Raw genomic sequence first — 22156 nt, 5'->3', positions numbered from 1 at the left:
AAAAAAACTACAGATTTTTGCCTTGAGCATCACTATATTCAAATCACAACTATTTATCTATACTTTAATCTTTCTATATTTTCCCGGCGGGCTCCCTGTGATTTTTTTAAAAAGCAGATTGAAATAATTAGCATTTTCATAGCCTATTAACGATGCTATTTCTCTCACAGAAAGGTTGGAATGCTCTAGTAACCTTTTTGCTTCTTCTATACGGCACTGAATCATGTACTGAATTGGCGGCAACCCTACCTCTTCTTTAAAAACATGAGCTAAATGGTAAGGACTTACATAAACGAGGTTAGCTAATACGTTTAAAGTCAGCTCTTGCCGAAAATTTTCTTCTATATATTTTTTTACTTCCAGACACAAGGAAGAGAGGGAAGGATGATTGGCATTTTTCAAAAGACGACTAATTTTTATAATCACTGTTCGTAATATTGAGGATATGATATCTTGATATCCGGCACCTTTCGTATCATATTCACTTAATATAACATTTAAATAATGTTGAATCTCCCTTTTTTCTTCCATCAGAGGAATAATCGGTAGATCCGTGGAATCTATCAAAAAACCTTTCTGGTTTCCATTGATATGGAGACTGGAAAAACAGATAGAAATCCCTTTAAGAGGCTTGTCTATACTAGATTTCCCCTCAATATGACTTAATGGATTTAAAATAATAAGGTCTCCTTCTTTTCCGACTAAAAGTTTATCTTCAAATTTAAAATCTCCACGCCCTTGTTCTATAAAAATAATCTCTGTATAGTCAGCGTAGGTATGTTTTTTAATCCACATTGGATTTTTTGGTTTGATTTCTGATGCAGTTATAAATCGAGGAGTATCTAATAAAATGGAGGATTTTTGCACGGGATTGCCCCCTTATCGTAACAAATAAAAGAAGTAAAGAAACGCATTTTTGGGGAGCATCAACGGGGCGGTTCCTGGGAAACTTATTTTGCCTGGGACTGCCCCGTAATCATTTGTACCTTAACCTGTAAGGATTATTTGTACTCCCAACCAATTTCTTTTAGTTTTTCTTTCAAGTAAGCAATGGATGTTTTCGCATACCAATCCGGCTCGGACTGTCTGGCATGGAATCCAACCTCCATGGATAGATATCCGTCATAGTTGTTATCCTTTAATGCTCTTAGAACCGCTTCGAAATCACAGCGTCCTTGGCCAGGAGGAAGGCGGTCATTGTCAGAGATGTGAACATGGTGAAGCTTGTCCTTCATTCGGTATACATAGTCGCTGGCAACTTCATTGCGGTATAAAGCATGGAACGTGTCAAACATAACCTTTACATTATCCATACCGGATTGCTCTGCTAGAAGAAGAGCATCGTCAGCCGTTTCAATTAAATTGCTGTCCGCCGGAGTTGGTTCGACAACTAGAGTCACTCCAAGATCCTTTGCATATTTTGCTACTTCAATGAGCCCTTCTAAGCTATTGTTCCATGCCTCCTGCTGTGAAGTTCCAAAAACAACCCAGCCTGCAATCCACATGACCGTCGGACATTCCCATTCATGCGCTAAACGGACTACTTCTTTATAATGATTAATGGTAAATTCTCTTTCTTCTTTTAAAGGAGAGCTTGGGTTCATCCCTGGGCCGCCGCCTGGTGCCGGGAGCATCGATGAAACCTTCAAATTCTTTTCCTTTAATAATTTTTTGATTTCTTGTCTTCTTTCAGGCGATAAATAGTCCGGCCATGCATGTGGAGCAGCACAGCCAATTTCAATGGCATCATAACCAAATGAAGAGAGACGGTTAATAACTTCCTCTAGAGGATAAGAAGAAAGCCAATTTGGAAAACTACTATAAACCCATGTATTAAATGAAATACCTTTCATCACGAACAGCTCCTTTTATTTAAAATAAGTTTATTCCCAAACAAATACTGCTTTTTCTGTCTTTCTTTCATCAAACATACGGAATGCTGTTTCAGCTTCTTCTAGTTTAAATTGGTGTGTCACTAATTTTTCAACAGGCAGATTTTTTCTCACAATGAATTCAGCAATTTCGTCAAATTCTTGTATTGGGAAGTACCAAGAACCCATTACCGTAATTTGTTTACGAATTAACTGCTGACTAGGCTTGATATTTGTTTCTTTACTTTCGCCAATAAACGCCACGCGACCGTGCGCTCTGACACAATCTAGTGCATCATTTTCACCATAAGGGCTCCCAGAACAATCAATCGCTGCGTCTGCGCCGGCACCCTTGGTAATCCGGGCGATTTCTTCTTGGACATTCATCGTTTTACCGTTGATGGTGTAATCTGCCCCCAATTCCTTCGCAAGCTCCAAGCGCTCATCAAGCATATCAACAGCGATAACCGTTGCTCCTAATCCTTTGGCGATCATTACACCTGCGCCGCCCATTGGACCCATTCCAAAAATAACAAGGTAGTCTCTACCGGAAATTCCCATTCTCTTTTGCGCATGATATAGAGTTCCTACTGCGTCTGTTGAAACCGCTGCCGTTACGAAGCTCATGCTATCAGGGAGTCTCATGCAGTTTTCTGCTGGAACAACCATGTACTCAGCGTCACCGCCATGGGAATCAAAGCCAATGCACTTAAATTCTTTACAGAACATTTTGTAGCCGCTCTTACAATGAGCACATTCACCGCATCCTAGTGCTAAGTAAACGGCAACACGGTCGCCCGGCTTGAAATTTGATACACCATTACCAACTTCTGTTATTACCCCTGCCGGCTCATGGCCTGGAACCGTACAACCGCATTTTGTTCCTTCAAAAACAGAAGTACCATAGTATAAGCTCATATCACTGCGGCAAATAGCGGATGCTTTTAATTGAACCAATACTTCTCCTTGGCCAGGAGTTGGAATGTCGATCTGACGAATTTCCACCTTTTTGTCTCCCGGAAAAAATACGGCATTCATTGTCGTCATTTTACTGCCTCCAAAAAGCTAATTTTTTCTTAAATTTTAATTCCTCACTCAGGGCCCTTATCAGCGCTAGCAGCTTAAGCCCACCACATCTCAGTCAGTTGCTCCTTAAACATAGCTCCTTTTAGAAGGGAAATTGCCTTGCTTAACCCCTCATCTGTAGACGCAAGCATATCCTCATGTTCAATGGAAATGATATAATCGTATCCGACAGCACGCAAGGTACTGACAATATCTTTCCAGAACTTTTCATCAGAACCATAACCGACTGATCTAAAAGTCCATGAGCGGTCTAATATTTCGGAATAATGCTTTGTATCTAAAACACCATTTACACGAATATTGGCACGATCTAAATACGTGTCCTTTGCGTGGAAATGGAAGATTGCATTCTCGCGGCCAAGCTTTTTGATTGCTTCAACTGGATCGATTCCCTGCCAAACAAGGTGGCTTGGATCAAAATTCGCACCGATGTTTTCTCCAGCATGTTCCCTCAACTTCAATAATGTTTCAGGATTATAAACCACAAATCCCGGATGCATTTCAAGGGCAATTTGGTTAATGCCATGATTTTTAGCGAATTGTGCTTCCTCTTTCCAATACGGAATCATGACTTCGTTCCACTGCCAGTTCAACACATCTAAATATTCAGGCGGCCACGAGCATGTGACCCAGTTTGGATTTTTTGCTTCCGCGTGATCGCCCGGGCAGCCAGAAAAACCATTCACTACAGGTACATCTAGACGCTCAGCTAACAAAACCGTTTTTCTCCAAACTTCATGGGAATCCTTCGCAAACTTTTTATCTGGATGCAATGGATTTCCGTGGCAGCTTAGACCGCTGATGGTTAACCCCCTGCTTTCAATCGCACGCAAGAAAGCTTTTGCTTTCTCTGGAGATGCAAGTAATTCATCCGGATTACAATGATGATTCCCCGGATAATTTCCTGTTCCCAATTCAACCGCTTCTACACCCATCCGAACTAATTTATCTAGCATTTCCTCAAAAGGTAGATTCTGATACAAAGGATTAAATACCCCTAGCTTCATGCAAGTACCTCCTTGCCTGACTGAACCTTCACCCATTTCTGCAGCTGGTGGCTTTCCAAGATGGCATCGGTAATGCACATGGAAAGGTGGCCATCTTCAAATGTTGCAAAATTAGGCTTGTCTCTTTTAAGGCTCTTGCCATCACGGACAAACGAGTAGAAATTCAGCATCATATTTTTCAAAGCATCAGGCCAGCCTTCATTATGGCCGCCAGGGTGGTGGATGGAGGACCTTGCTTCAGCAGCAAACAATGCAGGATCGGCTAACAAAAGTTCATTTGCTTTATCCCGATGTCCGATCCATAGCTTTTCTTGCTCCTCTTGGTTCCAGAATGTAGAGCTCTTACTTCCGTTAATTTCAAAACTTAGTCTATTTTTCCGGCCAGCACTTACTTGAGAAACAGTAAACACCCCTCTAGAACCATCCTCAAAGCGAAAAAGAACCGATGCATAATCTTCTGTATTGATTGGAACATCGTCACACTCTTGTTCTTCTATATTCTGTGAATTAAAAGTAGAGATAGTATTTCTTGCCTTCTTTCTTACAGGAATTACTGTTGCTAAATCGGCAAAAACTTCGACGATTCTTTTTCCTGTCACAAACTGAACCGTGTCACACCAATGAGAGCCAATATCGGCAACCGCACGTGATTTCCCGCCCACTTCAGGAGCGAGGCGCCAGTTGAAATCAGTTTCATACAATAACCAATCCTGCAGATAGCTTCCATGTACCAAATTCACTTTGCCTAGGTCACCACTCTCGACCATTGCCTGTAAATTTTGCACACTTGCATGTTGTCTATAATTAAAATTCACCCCATGGACGACACCATGTTTTTCTGCTAACGCTAGCAATTCTGCTGATTCTTCACTGTTCATCGCCAGTGGTTTTTCAGATAAAACATGTTTACCTGCTAAGATGATTTCTTTATTAATCGCAAAGTGCAGGTGATTAGGTGTGCAGTTGTGAACGACTTGGATTTCGCTATCCTTTAGCATTTCACAATAATCACCAAAGGCTTTTGGAATACCCAGATCCGCTGCTTTTTTTTCAGCTGCTTCTTGACTAGTTTCCGCCAAGCCGACTACTTCAACGAACCCAAGTCTTCTGATCGCTTCAATATGGGTTGGTCCAATAAAGCCCGTTCCAATAATCCCAACCTTTATTTTGTTCATAACGATCACTCCGTTTCCATCAAACTTTATTTTTTTACAACCTCTTGTTTTTTAAGAAAATGAATAAATTGTTGAGCCACATCCTTCGGCTCCCCTTCCAAACGATTGGCCGTGCGTTCTTTTACGCCGCCAGTGAGGATTTGTTTCAGTCTTTTATTGGCACTGATATTGCTGTCAGGCATATAGATTTTTTTAGGTCTTGGATTTGGCGTTTGAAGCGTCATTCGATCCGATTTCATTTGAGTCGTCAGCACATGTTCTTTTACCTTTATTTTCGCTGCCTGAAGAACATTTGAAAGCGATTGTTCTCTATCATGCTCCATTGTCTGATCACACATCATCAATGCAGGCAATTGAACCGTTAATTTTTGCCTTCTTCCACGTCCAAGGGTTCGAGTTGCAACATAATTTTCATTTGTAACCTGCTCAAGTTCGAGCAGGGAATTAATCAACGTCACCCCGAGTAAATTGGAAAGAGCCGGCCCAACACCGTTTGCTCCAGCTCCCTGTTGACCGGTCATGATTAGATCAAATTTCTGATCAACAAGGATTTCGCTTACCCTTTGGGTCATTTCGAAAAGATTTTGTTCGTCATTGGTCTTAAACAAATCTGCCCCATCCGCTCCTAAACCTAGTAAACTGCGAAGCATGTATGAATTGTTTCCGAAATAATAGACATGAATCTGCGTATTTGGTATTTTAGCTTTCAGATTTGCTGCTTCCTTCATCCCAGCAGAATCGGATTCATCAATAAATAAAGTCGTATTCAATTCACTTAACCCTTTATGATTTTGCGTAAACATCGGAGTTCCAACTGGTGCTTGTTTCTCCCTTATCAGTACTGCAATTTTCAATCCTTCTCCTCCTCTCCTTACGAATGCGTTTCTTAACCTAATCGAAAACGAACTCCGCAGCCACCATGCGGAAAATTCCATGTTACAGCATCAGTCTCACAAGAAATGCGGCAGGCGCCACATTCGAGACAGCCGTCGACAACAAATCTCATTTTTCCGGATTCTAATGTAAAACGTTCGGCCGGACAGATATTAAGACAAATTTGTGTAGAACATGTATTGCAAATTGAGGTATCAACTTTTATATGCGGTGTTTCATCGGGATTAAAATTAACGTGCAAAAGCTTTTCGGTTGTATTCATTTTACATATACCTCCAAACATCATAGCCATCCTTAATTAATTGCCAAGCAGAAACATTTCCGCGGAGGGAATTTTTCAGCGTTGATGACAAACTCGGTTGAATCGTATCTTCAAATCCAAATAAATTTTTAGCGATATTGTCGATCAGAACAGGATACTCTCTGCCCATGCGCGGATTAGCCAAAACCTTATGCGTCTTCTGAAACTTTTTAAGGTTTTTTCCAACAAAGGACTGATCTAGCTGCTGTTTATAGGATGCTAATTTCCGAGCTGATACATTTCCTTGCCTTATACAGTTAACCGCTGTTTTCCCTGCCTCTCTTCCTGAAGCGATAGCATAATTCATCCCCTGAATCGAAAAGCCGTTATTGATGACCAGCCCTGCAGCATCCCCAGTGACTAAAATCCCATCTCCATATAATTGTGGAACCATGTCTAGTCCAACTTCGGGAACTAAATGAGCACTATATTCCACTAAGCTTCCGCCTTCAATAAATTTTTTAATTTGCGGCTGATTTTTAAAATGTTCTAAAATCGCTCTGGAGTTAACAGAAGTTTCTGCTATGGATCCTAAATTGACGACAATTCCGATGGATAGAGTATTACGATTCGTATAAATGAAGGCACCGCCATAAACTCCATTTAAAAACTCGCCAACAAACTCATAGGCACAACCTTCACTTCCCTTAAGTCCAAAACGCTCATTAATGGTTTCCTCAGACAGTGACAGAATTTCTTTAATACCAAGCCCGATATCCTTAGGCGATATATCCTGCTTGAGCAAGCCTGCTTTTTGAGCAACCAAGGAATTTACTCCATCCGCACAAATCACAATATCAGCGTAAATATAGCCATCCGAATGATGAGTTTTGACACCTTTTACAAACCCATCCTCCAAAATCACATCTTCCACTAATGTATTGGTTAAAAGGGTCGCCCCCGCTTCTTCCGCTTTATTAGCCAGCCAGCTGTCGAAATGAACTCGGTTTAATGTGCAGGCATTATAGCCTTCATTTCTTTCTGTCTCATATTGCATTAAAGATAATGAATCGGCCGTTACCATCCCGATTCCTTTTTTGGAAATCCATCGCTCAATCGGGGCATCATTCTTCCAGTCCGGGATAAATTCATCCAAGATTCCTTTAAACATGACGCCGCCGGTTACATTCTTTTCCCCTGGCACAATTGCCCGTTCAATAATACAAACATCCAAACCAGCCCTTGCCATTTCAAGAGCTGCTGCACTCCCGGCCAAACCGGCACCGACCACGATTACATCAAATTTGCTAGACAACTTGGTCACCTCCTAATCCATCAATAAGAGCAGGTAAAATTTCAAACGCATCACCTATAATGGCAAGATCTGCAACCTTTAATAAGGGTGCGTTTGGATCTGAATTAATTCCAACAATAACATCCGATTCCTTAATACCGATGAGATGGTGGGGTGCGCCAGAAACGCCGACGCCTACATACAATCTTGGTGCAACTACGTTTCCAGTCAGACCAATGAGTTTATTGTGCGGGAGAAACCCGTTATCAACGACAATCCGGCTTCCCCCCAATGTCGCTCCTATTAGACTGGCAAACTGGGAAACTAGCTTTAATCCTTTTTCATTCGCAATTCCATCACCCATTGCCACAACCACTTCGGCCTCGGTTAAATCAATATTTTCCGCTTTGGCTTTAAAGGTCTCCATAATTTTCGGTACCATTCCATTTACAAGTGAATCCACTTTCTGAACAGCAACAGGGATGTTTTTTTCAAAATAAGGATTTCTGCCCGTGCCGCTTGGGATAATGGTCGCAAAACAAACATTTGAATGTCTCGGCAGTATCCGAACTTCATCGACTTTACCGGCATAGGTTGATTGATGTATTTTAAAGTCACCATCATCAATCGTAATTTGCCGACAAGAATGGAAAAATACGCTGTTCGAGGAAGCTGCAGCAATGGCTAAAATGGTTTCTCCCAATAAATTATTGGCAGCTAAAACTAAGCCCAGTTTTGCTTCGCCTGCTAAATTTCCTATTTCACTGCCCACTAATTGCCCGCATGGATCATCGTCTATAGTAAATGGCAATTCCCAAAATACATCGACGGCCGCTTGTGTTAGTTCCTCATGGGAGATGGTTTCGCTGCAGGCCGCCCCTATAAGGCTCCCTCCCAAAAGATTGGCCAACTTTCTGCCGTCCTTAACGATATTCTTACTATCCTCCGTGATTTTTCCTTCTTCTCCTTCAATAAAAACAAGGACATTTTTCATACCAGGATGCTCCCCTCTAAACATTCCGATCTATAGTTTGCGCCCAATTTCCTCTCCATCCCAAACCGCTTGCTCGATCATCCTTGGTGCAGCACTATCACCAATTCGATAGATTTCCTTACACTTGCCTTTTAAGGAGAAGTATAAATCAGTGTTAGAGCTGTTTTGGGTGGCATAGACAAAGGAATCGTATCCATCCATTTCGACTTCCTTTTCAGTGTATACATTTTTTAGCACCGCACAATTTCCATTAATCGCCACAACTTCATGATGCGGTGTCATTTCTACATCCATTTCCATAAAGCGTTGATAGAACATAACCTGATTACTTGGTTCCAAATTTTCTCCAACAAAGTTTAAATGCGTGACCATGTTTACATGTACGCCTTGAGAAGCTAATAATTCTGCTACTCCGGCACCCTTGTAATGTCCATTTTCATCGATAAACAATACTCGATTTCCGACTGATGCTTTTCCGTCAATCACATCATAAACACTGTAGACATTTTCCTGGCTGCCGCCTGGAACATTCAAAGGTGAAACGCTGGAACCCGTTGCGATCACTACTACATCCGGATTAAAATCCAGTACGGTCTTTTCATCCGCTTCCACTTTATAGTGAATCTCAACACCCAGACGATTTACGCGTTTAATTAAATGAGAGATAACACCATGTACCTGGTCCCGGTGTGGGAGCTTACTTGCTAAAAGAACCTGGCCGCCAAGCTTATCATCTTTCTCAAGCAGTGTAACCTGATGTCCTCTTAATGCAGCGATTTCACTTACCTTCAAGCCGGCAACACCACCGCCGATCACGACAATCCGTTTTTTCTTGTCTGCTTCTTTTAACGTGCCGATGCCAAGTTCTTTTTCAAGCCCTACAGCAGGATTGTGAATGCAGCGAATCGCTTTTTCCTGCATGACTTGGTAGATACATCCATCATTACAGGCGATACAGTTTCGAATATCCTCCTCATCGCCGCGCTGCGCTTTATTTGGAAGCTCCGGATCTGCGATTAAGGCTCTTGCCATTCCCACAAAATCAGCATGGCCATCTGCTAAAATCTTCTCCGCTTGAACTGGATCATTGATGCGGCCAAATGAGATGATCGGCAGATTGATAATTTCTTTAAGAGATGCACCCATGTAAACAGCGAACCCGGCAGGAACAGACATTGGCGGGATTTCCATATAAAAACTGGAGAAGGAGCCTGCATCGGTATTGATGTAGGTTACTTGACCTGTTTCCTCAAAAGCCTTTGCCAGTTTAATTCCATATTCAAGGTCGTAGCCCCAAGGGGTAAACTCATCCAGACAAAGACGAATACCAACCGGGTAATCATCCCCCACTGCTTTCCGTATTGCCCGGAGGACCTCCATCGGCAGCCGTAATCGATTTTCAAATGAACCGCCATATTCATCGGTACGTTTATTAAAATATTCGGAGACAAAGGAGCGTAATAAACCATCATGTGCCACTTTAAACTCAACACCATCAAACCCCGCTTGTTTGTAGTGGTAAGCTGTTTTGGCAAATCCTTCAATCGTTTCTTGGATATCCTCTATCTCCATTTCCTTTGTATTGAATGAACTAGACGGTTCCGGCATTTGGGTAGGAGCTAATAAGATTTGTGGAGGATTCCTTAAAGTTGTGTGACCTGCATGGTTAATTTGTCCAAAGATTTTCGCACCATTTTCATGGACCATATCAGCATACATACGCAGCCCTGGAACAATTTTAGGGTCCCATCCACGGACAAATTTATTTGACATTTGCCCGGATAATGTAGCGGCAATGCCATACATGATAATTAAGCCGGCTCCGCCTTTCGCGCGTTCAGCATAATAGCGTGCTTCCCGTTCATGCGGCATGCCATCTTCCTCTGTCAAAGCATCAAAATGCGGCTGAAATACAATCCGGTTTTTAATTGTCACATTCCCGATCTTAAACGGGGTAAACAAATAATCAAAGTTACTCATTACAGTCTCTCCTTTAGATTACGCACCCGTTCCCTCACAAATGGTTAGCGAGAGATTGAGGCAATTTCTTCAAAATGGTTGAGTTTAATTTCGTCAGCCAACAGCGATTCGAGTTTTTCTAGCAATGCTTTCATATGAGGGGTAGAGTCATGATATTCCCAGGCAGCTTGGTCCTTATATTTTTCATAAAATGTATACTTCCCTGGAGTATCCTTCACGCTATGAAGAATATAGATAAGAGCGCCATCCTCATTTTGTACTTCTGAAACCATATGGACGAGGGCATCTTCAAGTTCCTTTTCTTTCCCTGGCTTCGCCTGTAAAGTAGCAGTGAAAACGATCATTTGTATCTCCTCCGGGCTATTTAAAATATTTCTCCAAATAACGGTAGCTGTGCTCTGCCAGATATTCCACATCATCTCCGATATCATTGGCCTCGACTGTAAATTCAACGTTGTTGCCATGATTTTGGATGACGTTAAAGATCTCCTCAAATTGAACATTGCCCTTACCTAGCGGCTGGAATTTTCCGTTCCCGAAATCTTTCAAGTGCATATAACGAATTCTATCAACATATCTTTTTACGACTGCCAGTGCATCTCCTCCAGCACCATGGATATGGCCTGTATCGACACAAAGATTGATTTTCGTCTGCGGCATCAGTTGATCGAGTTGTTCCTCTGTTTCTACCATTGAGTCAAGATGGTGATGGAAGCTGGCCATTAACCCATTCTCTTCACATAAATCCACAACTCTATCTAAGCCCATTGCAAGTTTCGTAAAATCACTTTCCCTGATACCGTCCCGTCTTACAGCTCCGCCCCCGACAATCAGGTGCTTTGCTCCAAATACTTTTGCTGCTATAATGGCCTTGTCAATTTTGTAAAATTCTTCTTCAAGGATTTCATCGAATATAAAGTTAGCAGCGGTATAAACAGCCGCTAATTCTACTTGGTTTTCTCTCAACAGGTCAGTAAATTCATCTCTTTTATTAATATAGCTATATAAATTCCCATCAAAGATCTCAATTCTCCCAAAGCCCGTTTTACCAATGATCTTAACAGCCTCTTCGATAGAGCCCGTAGACAAGTAGAACAAATCTTTGATCGATGGAACGCCATTTGGATGGCCCACTGTATAGCCCCATGCATTTGTCATAAATCCAATTTTCATAAACAATCCTACTCTCTTTGTGAAAATAAATACAAAAGGATTCGAAAAGAAGAAGGTGAAAAGGGAGATGGTGACTCCCTAATTATTTATTCCCTTTCAATCTTTTCCCACTGTCTTGAATTAGCCGATTTTTCCACCGCATCCAGCACAGCCTGATTGCGAACTCCATCAACAAAATTCGGGGATGGGCTGTATCCATTTGTAATTCCATCCATCAGATCTGACATCAGGTTAATAAAGGTATGCTCATAGCCGATAATGAGGCCTGGTGGCCAGTACGCTCCGGCATAAGGATGATGCTCCTCGGTACAGTTGATGGTGCGGAACCCTTGCAGCCCCGGCTCATCATCCGTAAAATACACTTGGAGGTTATTCATATTCTCTAAATCCCAGCGGATGGATCCTTTTTCGCCATTAATTTCAAAGCGATTACCATTACGGTTCCCAGCTGCGAAGCGAGTCGCCTCAAATACTCCAAGTGCCCCGTTTTCAAAGCGGGCAAGAAATGCAGTGGCATCATCCACTTCAACAGTGCCTTTGGCCGTTTTATCGCCTATTGCTTTTAAGCCAAAGCTTGCTTTCTCAAGCGGCCGTTCCTTAATAAACGTTTCCATCATACTTGTTACTTCTGTAAATTCCCCGACCAAAAACCGCGCCAGGTCCAAAATATGGGCTGCTATATCTCCCAAAGCTCCTGATCCAGTTACATCCTTCCGCAAACGCCAGACCAATGGGAAGTCGGGATTTATAATAAAGTCCTGTAAATAGGTGGCGCGTATATGATAAATTTTGCCAAGCCGACCTTCCGAAATCAGTTTCTTGGCGTATTGTACTGCTGGTGCATAACGGTAAGCGTGGCCGATCATGTGCACTACCCCAGCCTTCTGAACCGCCTCAAGCATTCGCTTGGCTTCCGTTAACGTCATCGCCAGCGGCTTTTCACAAAATACATGTTTTCCTGCTTCTGCTGCAGCAATCGCTATTTCCGCATGTGTATGGTTCGGAGATACAATATCAATCAGGTCAATGTCATCCCGTTCGATCAAACGCCGCCAATCCGTTTCATAAGAAGCAAATCCCATTTTTTTAGCTGCTTCCCTAACACCGTCCTCATTCCGTCCAGCAATCGCCTGTAATACCGGAACAGTTTCTGGGTCAAAATAAAACGGTAAATCACGGAAAGCATGACTGTGTGCCTTTGCGACAAACTTATATCCGATCATTCCTATCCTAACTTTCTTTTTACCCAACAGAGTTCACGATCCTTCCTTCATAATGTAATCGATTACATATATTCAAAATAAACAAGAGTACAAAAACGTTAATGATCCATTTTATCATTCAATTTTAATGTTGGATGGCGCGCTCTAATTCAGCCTCGGAGTGGATCTGATCCCCATCTAATTCACCAGTGATCCTTCCATCCTTTAGGACAATGATTCTGTCACAGATTGCCATAAGCTCAGCCAATTCGGAAGATATGAGGATGACACCGAGACCTTTATCAGCCAAACTCCTTATCACATTAACGATTTCACCTTTAGCACCTATATCCACACCTGCTGTCGGTTCATCCATGATCAGTACCTTTGGATTTGTTTCTAACCATTTTGCGATAACAACCTTTTGCTGATTACCACCCGATAATAGCGAGATTACTTTATTCATAGAATCTGTTTTGATCGAAAGCTCATCAATATAGGAGTTAACCTTTTCTGCTACGCGCTTTTTATCTACTACAAAGCCTTTTCTCAATTTACTTATTACAGGCAAGACCATGTTATCTTTTACCGAATGGATTAATACTAATCCTTGCCTTCTTCTGTCTTCAGGGATCAAAGCAATTCCAGCATTAATACCATCTTTTACAGATTTAATTTTGACCTTTTGATTATCTAGGATGATTTCTCCCTCTTTTGCAGGATTAAGTCCAAATATAGCCTCCGCGATTTCGGTTCTTCCAGATCCCATCAATCCAGCAAACCCGATGATTTCACCCTTTTTTAAACTAAATTCAATATGCTTAATTTTGTCGTTAATAGAAAGGTTTTTTACCTCTAAAATGTTTGAACCGGTAAGTTTCTTTTCTCTTTTTATTCGTTTGAATGCTTTTTCCACAGATGTACTTCCGAGGAGGTGATGGATGATGGATTCCATCGTCAAGCTCTTGGTTTCAGTTGTTATCACATGGCGTCCATCTCTCATGACCGTGATTGTGTCTGTAATCTGGAATATTTCATGCATCCGATGAGAAATGTAAATGATGGTAACTCCTTTTTTCTTGAGCTTCTCGACAATACCAAAGAGTATTTGTGTTTCAGCTTCTGTAAGAGAGGCTGTTGGTTCGTCCATGACCAAAATTTTTGCTTCAAGGGACAAGGCTTTTGCTATTTCAATCAGCTGACAATATCCTACACCTAACGTATTGACAGTTGTACCAGGGTCAACATCTATTTCAAATGCTTCCAATAGTTCAGCTGCCCTTCTTTCCAATTCCTTCTTATTGATTATTTGCAACCCTTTTTCTTTTACCCTCTGGTTAAGGAAGATGTTCTCAGCCACTGTCATAGTGGGGATTAAGCTCATTTCCTGAAAGATCATTCGAATACCATGCTGACTGGAATCCTTCGTTGATGATATCTTGATTGGCTGTCGGTTTACTTTGACCGTTCCAGAGTCGGAAGTGTATACCCCTGTTAATATTTTCATCATGGTGGATTTACCCGCGCCATTTCCACCTACTAGGGCATGTACTTCACCCTTTTTTATTTTTAGATTAATATTGTGCAACACTTGTATTCCATTAAACGACTTGTTTATATTTTCCATTTCAAGGATGTATTCACTCATTGTTTATCACCTCTTGATTGTACCCTTCTCACAAGGTTCTTCCGCAGAGCCTTAAGGAATGGCAACTTGATTACAAACTATAGTTCTATTAATTTCTAGCCTTTTTCCGAGTTCCTAATGTACTAAGTGCTACAAACAGGATGATAATCCCGCCTCGAACCATCATTTGCTGACTTATGCTTAATCCCCCAATGATCAGACCATTGTTAATGATACCCATAAGCAAGGAACCGATGACAGAGCCGATCACAGTGCCTACGCCGCCCGCCATGCTCGTTCCGCCAAGAATTACCGCTGCGATAACAGAAAGTTCATCGCCCTCACCGAAAGTGTATCTCGCTGTCTGCACTCTTCCTGCATAAAGCATGCCGGCAAAACTCGCTGCAATACCAGAGATGACAAAAACGGAAATTTTGATTCTGTTTACATTAATACCGGTATATTTCGCAGATAATTCATTACCGCCAGTAGCCATCACCTTTTTACCAAATGGCAGTTTATTCAAAACAAAATAACCAATCACCAGGGCAACAACTGTCCATATTAAAAGAATAGGAATAGGTCCAATTTGACCAAGACCAAAGAAAAAATTATAGTGATCATTTGTAATGGGCACGGCCGCAGTGTTTGTTGTCCACATAGCAGCACCTTTGACAATACTTAACATACCAAGTGTCACGAGGAACGAAGGGATACCTACTTTCGTTACAAAGACACCGTTAATTAAACCTACAGATGCACCAAGCGCCATACCCGCTAATATGGCAAGAAAAATACTATCTGTACTTTGTAACACAAGAGCTACGATAATAGATGACAACGCTACTGTTGAGCCAATCGAAAGGTCGATTTCCTTGGCACCAATAACAAATGTACATGCCACAGCCATAATGGAAATCATGGCAGTTTGCTTAGTAATATTTAAAATATTGTTCACTGAGAAAAATTTATCGCCAAACAAAAGGGCAAAAGAAACCAAGACGATAACAAAAATAATATAAACCATGTAGTTACTAAAATTTATATTTACTTTTTTTCTTTGCTTACCTTGCTTACTTTCTACTGGAAGTTCAACAAGTTTTTTTGCAGTCTGCATACATAACCACCTCATTATTTGAATTCATTTCGTTCATTTTGGAAGGTTAATAGTTAAGCAGCATCCCTGCTGCTTAACTATTACTGTAAGGAATGCATCCTTCATTACTTACCTTTCTTTAAAGCTTTTTCCACTACAGACGGAGCGTCCTTATGGTAGGCAATTTGAAATGCATCAACTACATTCTCTTTCATGACAGGAAGTGGTGGCGGACAAATATAGGTTGGAACTTCTTTTCCAATAAGAGCATAAGCAGCCGCCATTGCTTCGGCAATACCTTGATCATAAGAACGAGGAGCAGCTGTACCTTGAATCATGCCATCTTCAGCAATCATCCTTGCAGTGTTTTCCCCTAGGTCAACAGTAGTAATAACTAAATCATTTTTCCCGGCTGACTTTGCTGATGCGATGACTGCTTCGGCTATTACATCCCAACTAGCATAGACTCCCTTTAAGTTCGGCTGATTTACTAACAATCCGTCCGCAACTTCACCGACTTTGTTCGGATCTGCAAATGGCGATTCAGCAACCAATTTGATATTTGGATATTTTTTAATTTGATCCTTAAATCCTCTATCGCGTTCATTGGTTACAAAGAATACGGCATCATAGTAAACCATAGCAACTTCACCTTGATAGCCAATTTGCTGAGCCAGCATATCTGCTGCTGCTACCCCGTTTCCGTAACTATCTGCATTCACAAGAGTGGCATAATCTTTTCCAGGTTTGAAACCCTTCGGTATATTTTCCATAAACACTAGTTTTGTTCCAGATTTTACAACCTCTTTATAGGCGGATGCTGTTGCTTCCGGATCAACAGGCATTGTAATCATGACATCCGGTTTAAGGGCCATTGTACTTTCAATATTGGCAATCTCGGTCTGAGCATTGAAATTGGCGTCTGTCACTGAAACAACCTCAACTCCAAGCTCTTCAAGTAAGGTCTTAGCAGCAGCCAATTTCACTTGGTTCGGTGCGTTACTTTGCATATGATAAACAAATGCAGCTTTGAAATTTCCATCTTTTAGTTTCTGTTTTTCTGCATCTGTCAAGGTTAATTCTGAAGGAGAAACTGCTTTCTCACCATTTGGTCCAACCCCTAAAACCGTTGTCGGATTAAGATCAATTTCTTTTACAGGTGCTGTTGCAGCCGCATCCTTTGAAGATGAAGTACCTGAAGACTTTTCTGTAGTTGCTGTAGAACCACATGCAACCAAACTAAGTGTTAATCCAACAGTCATACCTAGTGATAATAATTTTTTACGCATACTGTTCCTCCTAATAACAATTATTTTTTGATCTTTTATCAGGGCATTTTCTTGACTAACCTATAATTCCTGAATTTAGCAGACCCAACCTTTTCCTAGAACTACGGATGAACAATGTAAACTTAACCAGCTATTGAACCCCATTAGAATTGTAAAGGATTACATAAATGCTCATCGGTCTAATCGTTTTAAATCAATGCCATTTCCTTTCCAAAACCATCACCTTTCTACAGGTTCTTTATATTAACCCGCGTCATTTCCAAAAAATCCAGATGTTAAAATGAATGGGGATAATAGTTAATACATGTTTTTCTAACCTTCAAGTGATGGGGCAAAACGATTTGCTTTCTGGCTAGATTCCCTTTTTCAATAATAGTTAACAGCATTTGCATCGCCTGATAACCCATGTCATATCGTGGTTGTGAGATAGTAGTCAGTTCCGGTTCGACAAGCTTACAAAGCGGAATATCGTCAAATCCGATAACAGATATATCGTTTGGAACTTGCAGCCCTCTTTGTTTAATTGCCTTCATCGCTCCAACAGCCATTTCATCATTTGTTGCGAATACGGCTGTGGGCGGGTCGTCCAACGCTAGGAGCTTCAGCATGGTTTCATATCCTGAAGTAACCGAAAAATCTCCTTCTTGAATCAACACTCCCTCAATCGAGATTTCATTTAAATTTAATGCCTGGTAATAACCTTTCACCCGGTCCCTGCTTAGGATTACTCCAAGAGGTCCGGTAATCATTCCAATCCGCCTATGACCGAGACCGATCAAGTGCTCTACTGCTTCCCTAGCTGCGCTTACATTATCAATCGCAACCGTAGGTATATCAAAACCATCTATATACTCACAAGCCAAAACTACCGGAATTTCCTGGCTGGCTTCCAGAATTTCTTCTTTCGGGAGTCTTGCGGTTGCCAAGATAAGACCGTCGACAACACGCTCTTTTACAAGATTAATATAAACCCTCTCCTGTTCAAGACTATTACCAGTGTCTCCCAATAAAACATGATAGCCATATTCTAAGGCAACATCTTTGAACCCTTGAAGAATACTTGAGAAAAAGGGATTGGTGATATCGGGTACGACTGCCATCACTGTTTTTGAGGACATTTTCCTAAGGTTACTCGCCAGACGGTTTGGTTTATATTCCAGCTGGTTTATTACTTCTATTACCTTGTCACGTGTTTTTGAAGAAACATTCATGTTGTTGGATAAAACTCTGGAAACAGTGGCTGTTGACACCTTGGCCATTTTTGCTACATCTACGATCCCAACCATCTTTGTTCTTTTCCTTTCATAATCTCTATACCGAGATTGTAATCGTTTACAAATTTGTTGTCTAACTGGCTCTAGACAAGCTTTTCATCCAATTAGACTAATTTTTTCTCCATTAAGACAAATGTTTTGTTCTTCCAGACAAAAAATTCATAATTTTATAAAAAATAAAAAAATGAGACCCATTGAAACTGAGCCTCATAACGATTTACTTTTTTGTAATTCTATTAATTTTTGTTTTGAAACTTTTGCCGTCTCCACATAATTTTTAAAATGAGCTTTATACGTTTGACCAGCAACTTCAATCTTAGATAGATGCTGTAAATTTAAAATATAAGACCGATGGGAGGCAACAAATCGGGAATCAAGGATTTCTTCTAGATTAGTTAAGGCCTCATTAAACTCAATTTTTTGGTTTATTGTATGCATGACAGACTTGCGGTCTGCCTTTTCGATAAAAATTATTTCATCTAAAGGAATAAAGGAATATTGATTTTGCTGCTTAATCATTAAATCCTTTGTAATTAAAGGCTGCTGAAATGAGACGTTCTTATTCTTGAAGGTAGACGCTCGATCTAAAGCTGAATAAAGCCTGTCACGCTCAATCGGTTTTATAATGTAATCGATTGCATTTACACCAAATGCTTCTAACGCGTATTCATCATGTCCGGTGATAAAGATTACCTGCAGGGTTGGTAATATTTTTTTAGAAGACTTCACGGCTTCCATCCCATTTAATAGTGGCATATTTATATCAACCAAAGCGATGTCGGGCTTTTCACTCATCACCTTGTCGATTAATTCCTCACCGTTCGCCGCTTCACCAACAATTTGATAATTCGGTAAATGTTTAATCAGGTGCTTTAATAATTTCCTTGCTACAGCATTGTCCTCTGCAATTAAAACTCTCACAGATTACCCTCTCCCAAGTAATTCATTTAATGTTAATAGAAGCTCTTTGACATCAATGGGTTTGGTTAAATATTTTTTGAATCCCATGTCTAGTGCCTTTTGGATATCCTGCTGCATGGCGTTCGCACTTAATGCGACCATTGGGATACCTTTAGTTCGCTCCTCTGTTTGCATAATCTTGTACAAGACATCTCCGTTTATATCTGGGAGATTCATATCGAGCAGAATTAAATCTATTGAATGTCCTCGGAGCATTTGTATTCCTTCCACACCATTTGTGGCGGTGAAAAGTTTATAACTAGGATATATGTTTAAAGCATTTTTAACTAGTTTTAGGTTAGATTTATTATCTTCAATGTATAGGACACTAGAATTGCTCGCCTCACTGTCTGGCAAGCCCTTTTTTTCCTGACTACTTTGAAGGATTTGTCCTGAAATATCTTGGAACGGGAGGCTAAACCAAAAATCAGTGCCCTCACCTAATTTACTGTTTACCCCCATTACTCCGTTCATTACCTCAACTAAGTGTTCTACTAAAGATAAGCCAATCCCTGCCCCTTCTTCCTTTGTCCCAGCAACTCGGTAGAAGGGGAGAAAGACCTTTTCATATTCTTCAGGAAAAAATCCCTTACCAGTATCTGCTATGTGGATGAAAAACTGGTTGTTATCCAGTTGGCCGGTAATCGTTATTTTTCCACCCGTTTCGTTATACTTAATGGCATTATCTAACAAATTAAGAAGAATTTGTTTAAGTCGAATACGATCTGCCAGAACCGTAGTGTTTTTGAAGTCGCTTAGGTCCTCATAGATTTGAACATTCTTCTTTCTTGCCAGTGGCTGAACGCTTTGAATGCATTCCTTGACAATAGGATAAATAGTTACCTGTTCAAATTCAACCTTTAATTTGCCTATTTCAATTCTCGATAAATCCAAAATGTCATTGATGAGATTTACTAAATGCCGTCCTGATGCTAAAATTTCCTGTACAAACTCTTGTTGAAGTTCGGTTATAGTTTGATCCATTTCTAATAATTGAGCAAAACCAAGAATTCCATTGAGAGGTGTCCGCAGTTCATGGCTCATTTTTGCTAAAAAATCGGACTTAGCCATATTTGCTTTTTCAGCCTCTTCTTTTGCCTGGATGATCGCTCTCTGCATTTTAATCCGTTCAGTTATGTCCATACTCGTAGCAACAACTTCCACCACTTTCCCCTCCTGAAAAAGGGGTCTTAGATACGTAACATAATGGAAATCATTCATGATACCCTGAGATTCTACATATTGCCCCTGCCAAGCTTTTTCATAATTCTGATGAAGCCTGTCCGCTACATCATCAGGGTACAAATCATATAATGTTTTTCCCATGACCATATCAGGTGTAAAACCAAGCTTATAGAGAAATTCTCCGGCACAAAAAGTAAAGATGAATTGATGATTTTGTTTTTTAAACTTATATATCATTCCAGTATCTTTAAAGCCTACATGTTCAACAAACCCAGAATAAATCATTCTCTTCTCTCCCTGATATAGTCAAACCGAATGCTCTGTCATTCAGCAGTTAAAGTCATTTCCGTTTTTAAAGATTCCCCCGGATTGACAAAAACCAGCTCCTCTTTTCGATTCAACTCATTTGTCATCGCCATCCAGGGTTCAACACAGACAAACTCTTGCCCTTCTTCTGTCCATAAATACACATATTTGAATTCTTCGCCGTATGTCAGATGTACCTTCTTTTTCATTTCCAGTAAATCGAAGGAGATTTCCATTTTACTCGCATCCAAAAGAACCAGGGATTCCTTCTTCTCTGTTAGATCCAGGCCTTGGCTGACCTCTTTAATTTTCATATCATTGTAGTCCAGAAAGGTTTTTGCATCGGTTTCATATGTAATATTTTTTTCAGCAGTACGAAAATAGGGGTGAAAACCAGGATAAATAGGCATTTTCGTATCAGACTGATTTTTATACTCTTGATAAATGGTAAAGCTATTTTTCCGTAAAACATAGGTAAAAATCACTTCAAAATCAAATGGATATGACTGTTTCATTTCCTGATTACTTTTCAAACGGATTGTGATCGATGCCTCATCCTTATCATTTGTACCTACTACTTCCCAAGGATGATTTCTTGCCACTCCATGATTTCTCATCTTATAGACTTTTCCATCCCATTCATATTCTCCATTTTCCAATTGACCGGAAATAGGGAAAAGAATTGGAATTCCGCCTCTGACATTTGCTTCTGAATTGTAAAAGGTCTCCTTATTTAAAAACAATAATTCCTCACCTTGAACGCCAAACCCGATAATAATGCCGCCTCTTTCGGGTGCGACTTTTAACCATGAATTCGCCTCTTCATCAGTTAGTTCATATATTTCGTAATCGTTATCTTTATATTGCTTTATTTGGTACATATAAGCACATCCTTTCTTCCTATTTATATTTTACCCACAAAGGGGCCTAACACCCAAGTGTTATACAAAAAGTTGTTTAAAACACGACTCCTATGCTCAGAATTAGAGGGAAGGAGGGAAAACATGAGAGGATTATTTATTTTATAATCTAAAGAAAAAGGTAATCACTCCGCCGGCACCAACTGATCCAGGGTCAGGAACTCTTTATAAGGTGATTGCCGGCTCATTACAATCGCGAGAAAATGCCGATGACCGGGTAGCATTACTTGGGTCAAAAGGAATCGATTCATTTGTGAAAGTGACCACAATTTCAGGAAAAACCTGGTACCGTGTTCAAGCTGGAGCCTATAAAAATCGGGAAAATGCCGAAGAACGATTAGACGAAGTTAAAAAAGCTGGAGTTGGGGATGCATTTCTGGTTGCCGAATAATAAGACCTTAATGCAGACGGGTTAATGAATGACTTTTCTCTTTGTCCAAACACTACATTTGTCCTTCATTGCCCTGATGAAGGACTTTTCTCTTTATCCTTTTACTTAGTTTGTCCCTTATGAACCTGGCGTGGAAAGTGACAAAATAGGGAAAAATAAAATTATCTATTGAAACATTATCTAAAAGCGAA

At 40.5% G+C, this 22156-nt stretch carries 21 protein-coding genes; 1 reads left to right on the top strand and 20 read right to left on the bottom strand.

Features of this window, described 5'->3' with window-relative positions:
• Nucleotides 1-57: 57 nt before the first annotated feature.
• The 20 genes from AC3ANL_RS04020 to AC3ANL_RS03925 form a co-directional block, all read right to left on the bottom strand.
• Nucleotides 58-867 carry a helix-turn-helix domain-containing protein gene (locus AC3ANL_RS04020; protein WP_488327982.1) on the bottom strand — a complete coding sequence of 270 codons (810 nt, stop codon included), beginning with the start codon at nucleotides 865-867 and terminating at the stop codon, nucleotides 58-60.
• A 134-nt stretch (nucleotides 868-1001) separates the two neighbouring features.
• Entirely contained in the window at nucleotides 1002-1853 is an 852-nt protein-coding gene (locus AC3ANL_RS04015; RefSeq protein ID WP_488327981.1) for a sugar phosphate isomerase/epimerase family protein, read from the bottom strand.
• 30 nt (nucleotides 1854-1883) lie between these two features.
• Nucleotides 1884-2918, bottom strand: a complete 1035-nt coding sequence (locus AC3ANL_RS04010) for a zinc-dependent alcohol dehydrogenase family protein (protein WP_488327980.1) — start codon at nucleotides 2916-2918, stop codon at nucleotides 1884-1886.
• A 74-nt stretch (nucleotides 2919-2992) separates the two neighbouring features.
• Nucleotides 2993-3964: a sugar phosphate isomerase/epimerase family protein gene (locus AC3ANL_RS04005; RefSeq protein ID WP_488327979.1), complete on the bottom strand. Its 972-nt coding sequence runs from the start codon at nucleotides 3962-3964 to the stop codon at nucleotides 2993-2995.
• Complete coding sequence (locus AC3ANL_RS04000) at nucleotides 3961-5139, bottom strand: Gfo/Idh/MocA family protein (protein ID WP_488327978.1); 1179 nt, start codon at nucleotides 5137-5139, stop codon at nucleotides 3961-3963. Before AC3ANL_RS04000 ends, AC3ANL_RS04005 begins: the two co-directional genes overlap by 4 nt.
• Before the next feature lie 26 nt (nucleotides 5140-5165).
• The gene (locus tag AC3ANL_RS03995) at nucleotides 5166-5993 is read right to left on the bottom strand and encodes a hypothetical protein (RefSeq protein ID WP_488327977.1); all 828 of its coding nucleotides are present in this window, start codon (nucleotides 5991-5993) and stop codon (nucleotides 5166-5168) included.
• Nucleotides 5994-6025: 32 nt separating this feature from the next.
• Nucleotides 6026-6295: a ferredoxin family protein gene (locus AC3ANL_RS03990; protein ID WP_488327976.1), complete on the bottom strand. Its 270-nt coding sequence runs from the start codon at nucleotides 6293-6295 to the stop codon at nucleotides 6026-6028.
• A 1-nt stretch (nucleotide 6296) separates the two neighbouring features.
• Nucleotides 6297-7589: an FAD-dependent oxidoreductase gene (locus tag AC3ANL_RS03985; RefSeq protein WP_488327975.1), complete on the bottom strand. Its 1293-nt coding sequence runs from the start codon at nucleotides 7587-7589 to the stop codon at nucleotides 6297-6299.
• A complete protein-coding gene (locus AC3ANL_RS03980) occupies nucleotides 7582-8562 on the bottom strand; it encodes an electron transfer flavoprotein subunit alpha/FixB family protein (RefSeq protein WP_488327974.1) in 981 nt (326 codons plus the stop codon). Before AC3ANL_RS03980 ends, AC3ANL_RS03985 begins: the two co-directional genes overlap by 8 nt.
• A gap of 30 nt (nucleotides 8563-8592) precedes the next feature.
• Nucleotides 8593-10542, bottom strand: a complete 1950-nt coding sequence (locus tag AC3ANL_RS03975; protein ID WP_488327973.1) for an oxidoreductase — start codon at nucleotides 10540-10542, stop codon at nucleotides 8593-8595.
• Between the two features lie 44 nt (nucleotides 10543-10586).
• Complete coding sequence (locus AC3ANL_RS03970; protein ID WP_488327972.1) at nucleotides 10587-10886, bottom strand: putative quinol monooxygenase; 300 nt, start codon at nucleotides 10884-10886, stop codon at nucleotides 10587-10589.
• A gap of 16 nt (nucleotides 10887-10902) precedes the next feature.
• Entirely contained in the window at nucleotides 10903-11715 is an 813-nt protein-coding gene (locus tag AC3ANL_RS03965) for a sugar phosphate isomerase/epimerase family protein (protein ID WP_488327971.1), read from the bottom strand.
• 86 nt (nucleotides 11716-11801) lie between these two features.
• A complete protein-coding gene (locus AC3ANL_RS03960) occupies nucleotides 11802-12965 on the bottom strand; it encodes a Gfo/Idh/MocA family protein (protein ID WP_488327970.1) in 1164 nt (387 codons plus the stop codon).
• Nucleotides 12966-13062: 97 nt separating this feature from the next.
• On the bottom strand, nucleotides 13063-14565 hold the full coding sequence (locus AC3ANL_RS03955) for a sugar ABC transporter ATP-binding protein (protein ID WP_488327969.1): 1503 nt from the start codon (nucleotides 14563-14565) through the stop codon (nucleotides 13063-13065).
• An 88-nt stretch (nucleotides 14566-14653) separates the two neighbouring features.
• On the bottom strand, nucleotides 14654-15661 hold the full coding sequence (locus tag AC3ANL_RS03950; protein ID WP_488327968.1) for an ABC transporter permease: 1008 nt from the start codon (nucleotides 15659-15661) through the stop codon (nucleotides 14654-14656).
• Between the two features lie 104 nt (nucleotides 15662-15765).
• Nucleotides 15766-16929 carry a substrate-binding domain-containing protein gene (locus AC3ANL_RS03945; RefSeq protein ID WP_488327967.1) on the bottom strand — a complete coding sequence of 388 codons (1164 nt, stop codon included), beginning with the start codon at nucleotides 16927-16929 and terminating at the stop codon, nucleotides 15766-15768.
• A gap of 275 nt (nucleotides 16930-17204) precedes the next feature.
• Nucleotides 17205-18215 carry a LacI family DNA-binding transcriptional regulator gene (locus AC3ANL_RS03940; protein ID WP_488327966.1) on the bottom strand — a complete coding sequence of 337 codons (1011 nt, stop codon included), beginning with the start codon at nucleotides 18213-18215 and terminating at the stop codon, nucleotides 17205-17207.
• Between the two features lie 195 nt (nucleotides 18216-18410).
• Nucleotides 18411-19124: a LytR/AlgR family response regulator transcription factor gene (locus AC3ANL_RS03935; RefSeq protein WP_488327965.1), complete on the bottom strand. Its 714-nt coding sequence runs from the start codon at nucleotides 19122-19124 to the stop codon at nucleotides 18411-18413.
• Between the two features lie 3 nt (nucleotides 19125-19127).
• Entirely contained in the window at nucleotides 19128-20633 is a 1506-nt protein-coding gene (locus AC3ANL_RS03930; RefSeq protein ID WP_488327964.1) for a PAS domain-containing hybrid sensor histidine kinase/response regulator, read from the bottom strand.
• Nucleotides 20634-20671: 38 nt separating this feature from the next.
• Nucleotides 20672-21535, bottom strand: a complete 864-nt coding sequence (locus tag AC3ANL_RS03925) for an aldose epimerase family protein (protein ID WP_488327963.1) — start codon at nucleotides 21533-21535, stop codon at nucleotides 20672-20674.
• A gap of 163 nt (nucleotides 21536-21698) precedes the next feature.
• On the opposite strand from AC3ANL_RS03925, the gene AC3ANL_RS03920 reads away from it, so the two are divergent.
• Nucleotides 21699-21965 (top strand): SPOR domain-containing protein, encoded by a 267-nt coding sequence (locus AC3ANL_RS03920; RefSeq protein ID WP_488329648.1) that lies wholly within the window; start codon nucleotides 21699-21701, stop codon nucleotides 21963-21965.
• The last annotated feature ends 191 nt before the right edge of the window (nucleotides 21966-22156 follow it).

Source organism: Neobacillus sp. DHD-1R (genome assembly GCF_057747995.1).
This window is presented reverse-complemented; position numbering and strand designations above follow the sequence as displayed.

Coding starts and splice junctions, on each gene's coding strand:
- AC3ANL_RS03970 (WP_488327972.1), bottom strand. CDS start 10,886: ATGATCGTTTTCACTGCTACTTTACAGGCGAAGCCAGGGAAAGAAAAG.
- AC3ANL_RS03990 (WP_488327976.1), bottom strand. CDS start 6,295: ATGAATACAACCGAAAAGCTTTTGCACGTTAATTTTAATCCCGATGAA.
- AC3ANL_RS03940 (WP_488327966.1), bottom strand. CDS start 18,215: ATGGTTGGGATCGTAGATGTAGCAAAAATGGCCAAGGTGTCAACAGCC.
- AC3ANL_RS03950 (WP_488327968.1), bottom strand. CDS start 15,661: ATGCAGACTGCAAAAAAACTTGTTGAACTTCCAGTAGAAAGTAAGCAA.
- AC3ANL_RS04005 (WP_488327979.1), bottom strand. CDS start 3,964: ATGAAGCTAGGGGTATTTAATCCTTTGTATCAGAATCTACCTTTTGAG.
- AC3ANL_RS03945 (WP_488327967.1), bottom strand. CDS start 16,929: ATGCGTAAAAAATTATTATCACTAGGTATGACTGTTGGATTAACACTT.
- AC3ANL_RS03925 (WP_488327963.1), bottom strand. CDS start 21,535: ATGTACCAAATAAAGCAATATAAAGATAACGATTACGAAATATATGAA.
- AC3ANL_RS04000 (WP_488327978.1), bottom strand. CDS start 5,139: ATGAACAAAATAAAGGTTGGGATTATTGGAACGGGCTTTATTGGACCA.
- AC3ANL_RS04010 (WP_488327980.1), bottom strand. CDS start 2,918: ATGACGACAATGAATGCCGTATTTTTTCCGGGAGACAAAAAGGTGGAA.
- AC3ANL_RS03955 (WP_488327969.1), bottom strand. CDS start 14,565: ATGAGTGAATACATCCTTGAAATGGAAAATATAAACAAGTCGTTTAAT.
- AC3ANL_RS03965 (WP_488327971.1), bottom strand. CDS start 11,715: ATGAAAATTGGATTTATGACAAATGCATGGGGCTATACAGTGGGCCAT.
- AC3ANL_RS03980 (WP_488327974.1), bottom strand. CDS start 8,562: ATGAAAAATGTCCTTGTTTTTATTGAAGGAGAAGAAGGAAAAATCACG.
- AC3ANL_RS03930 (WP_488327964.1), bottom strand. CDS start 20,633: ATGATTTATTCTGGGTTTGTTGAACATGTAGGCTTTAAAGATACTGGA.
- AC3ANL_RS03975 (WP_488327973.1), bottom strand. CDS start 10,542: ATGAGTAACTTTGATTATTTGTTTACCCCGTTTAAGATCGGGAATGTG.
- AC3ANL_RS04015 (WP_488327981.1), bottom strand. CDS start 1,853: ATGAAAGGTATTTCATTTAATACATGGGTTTATAGTAGTTTTCCAAAT.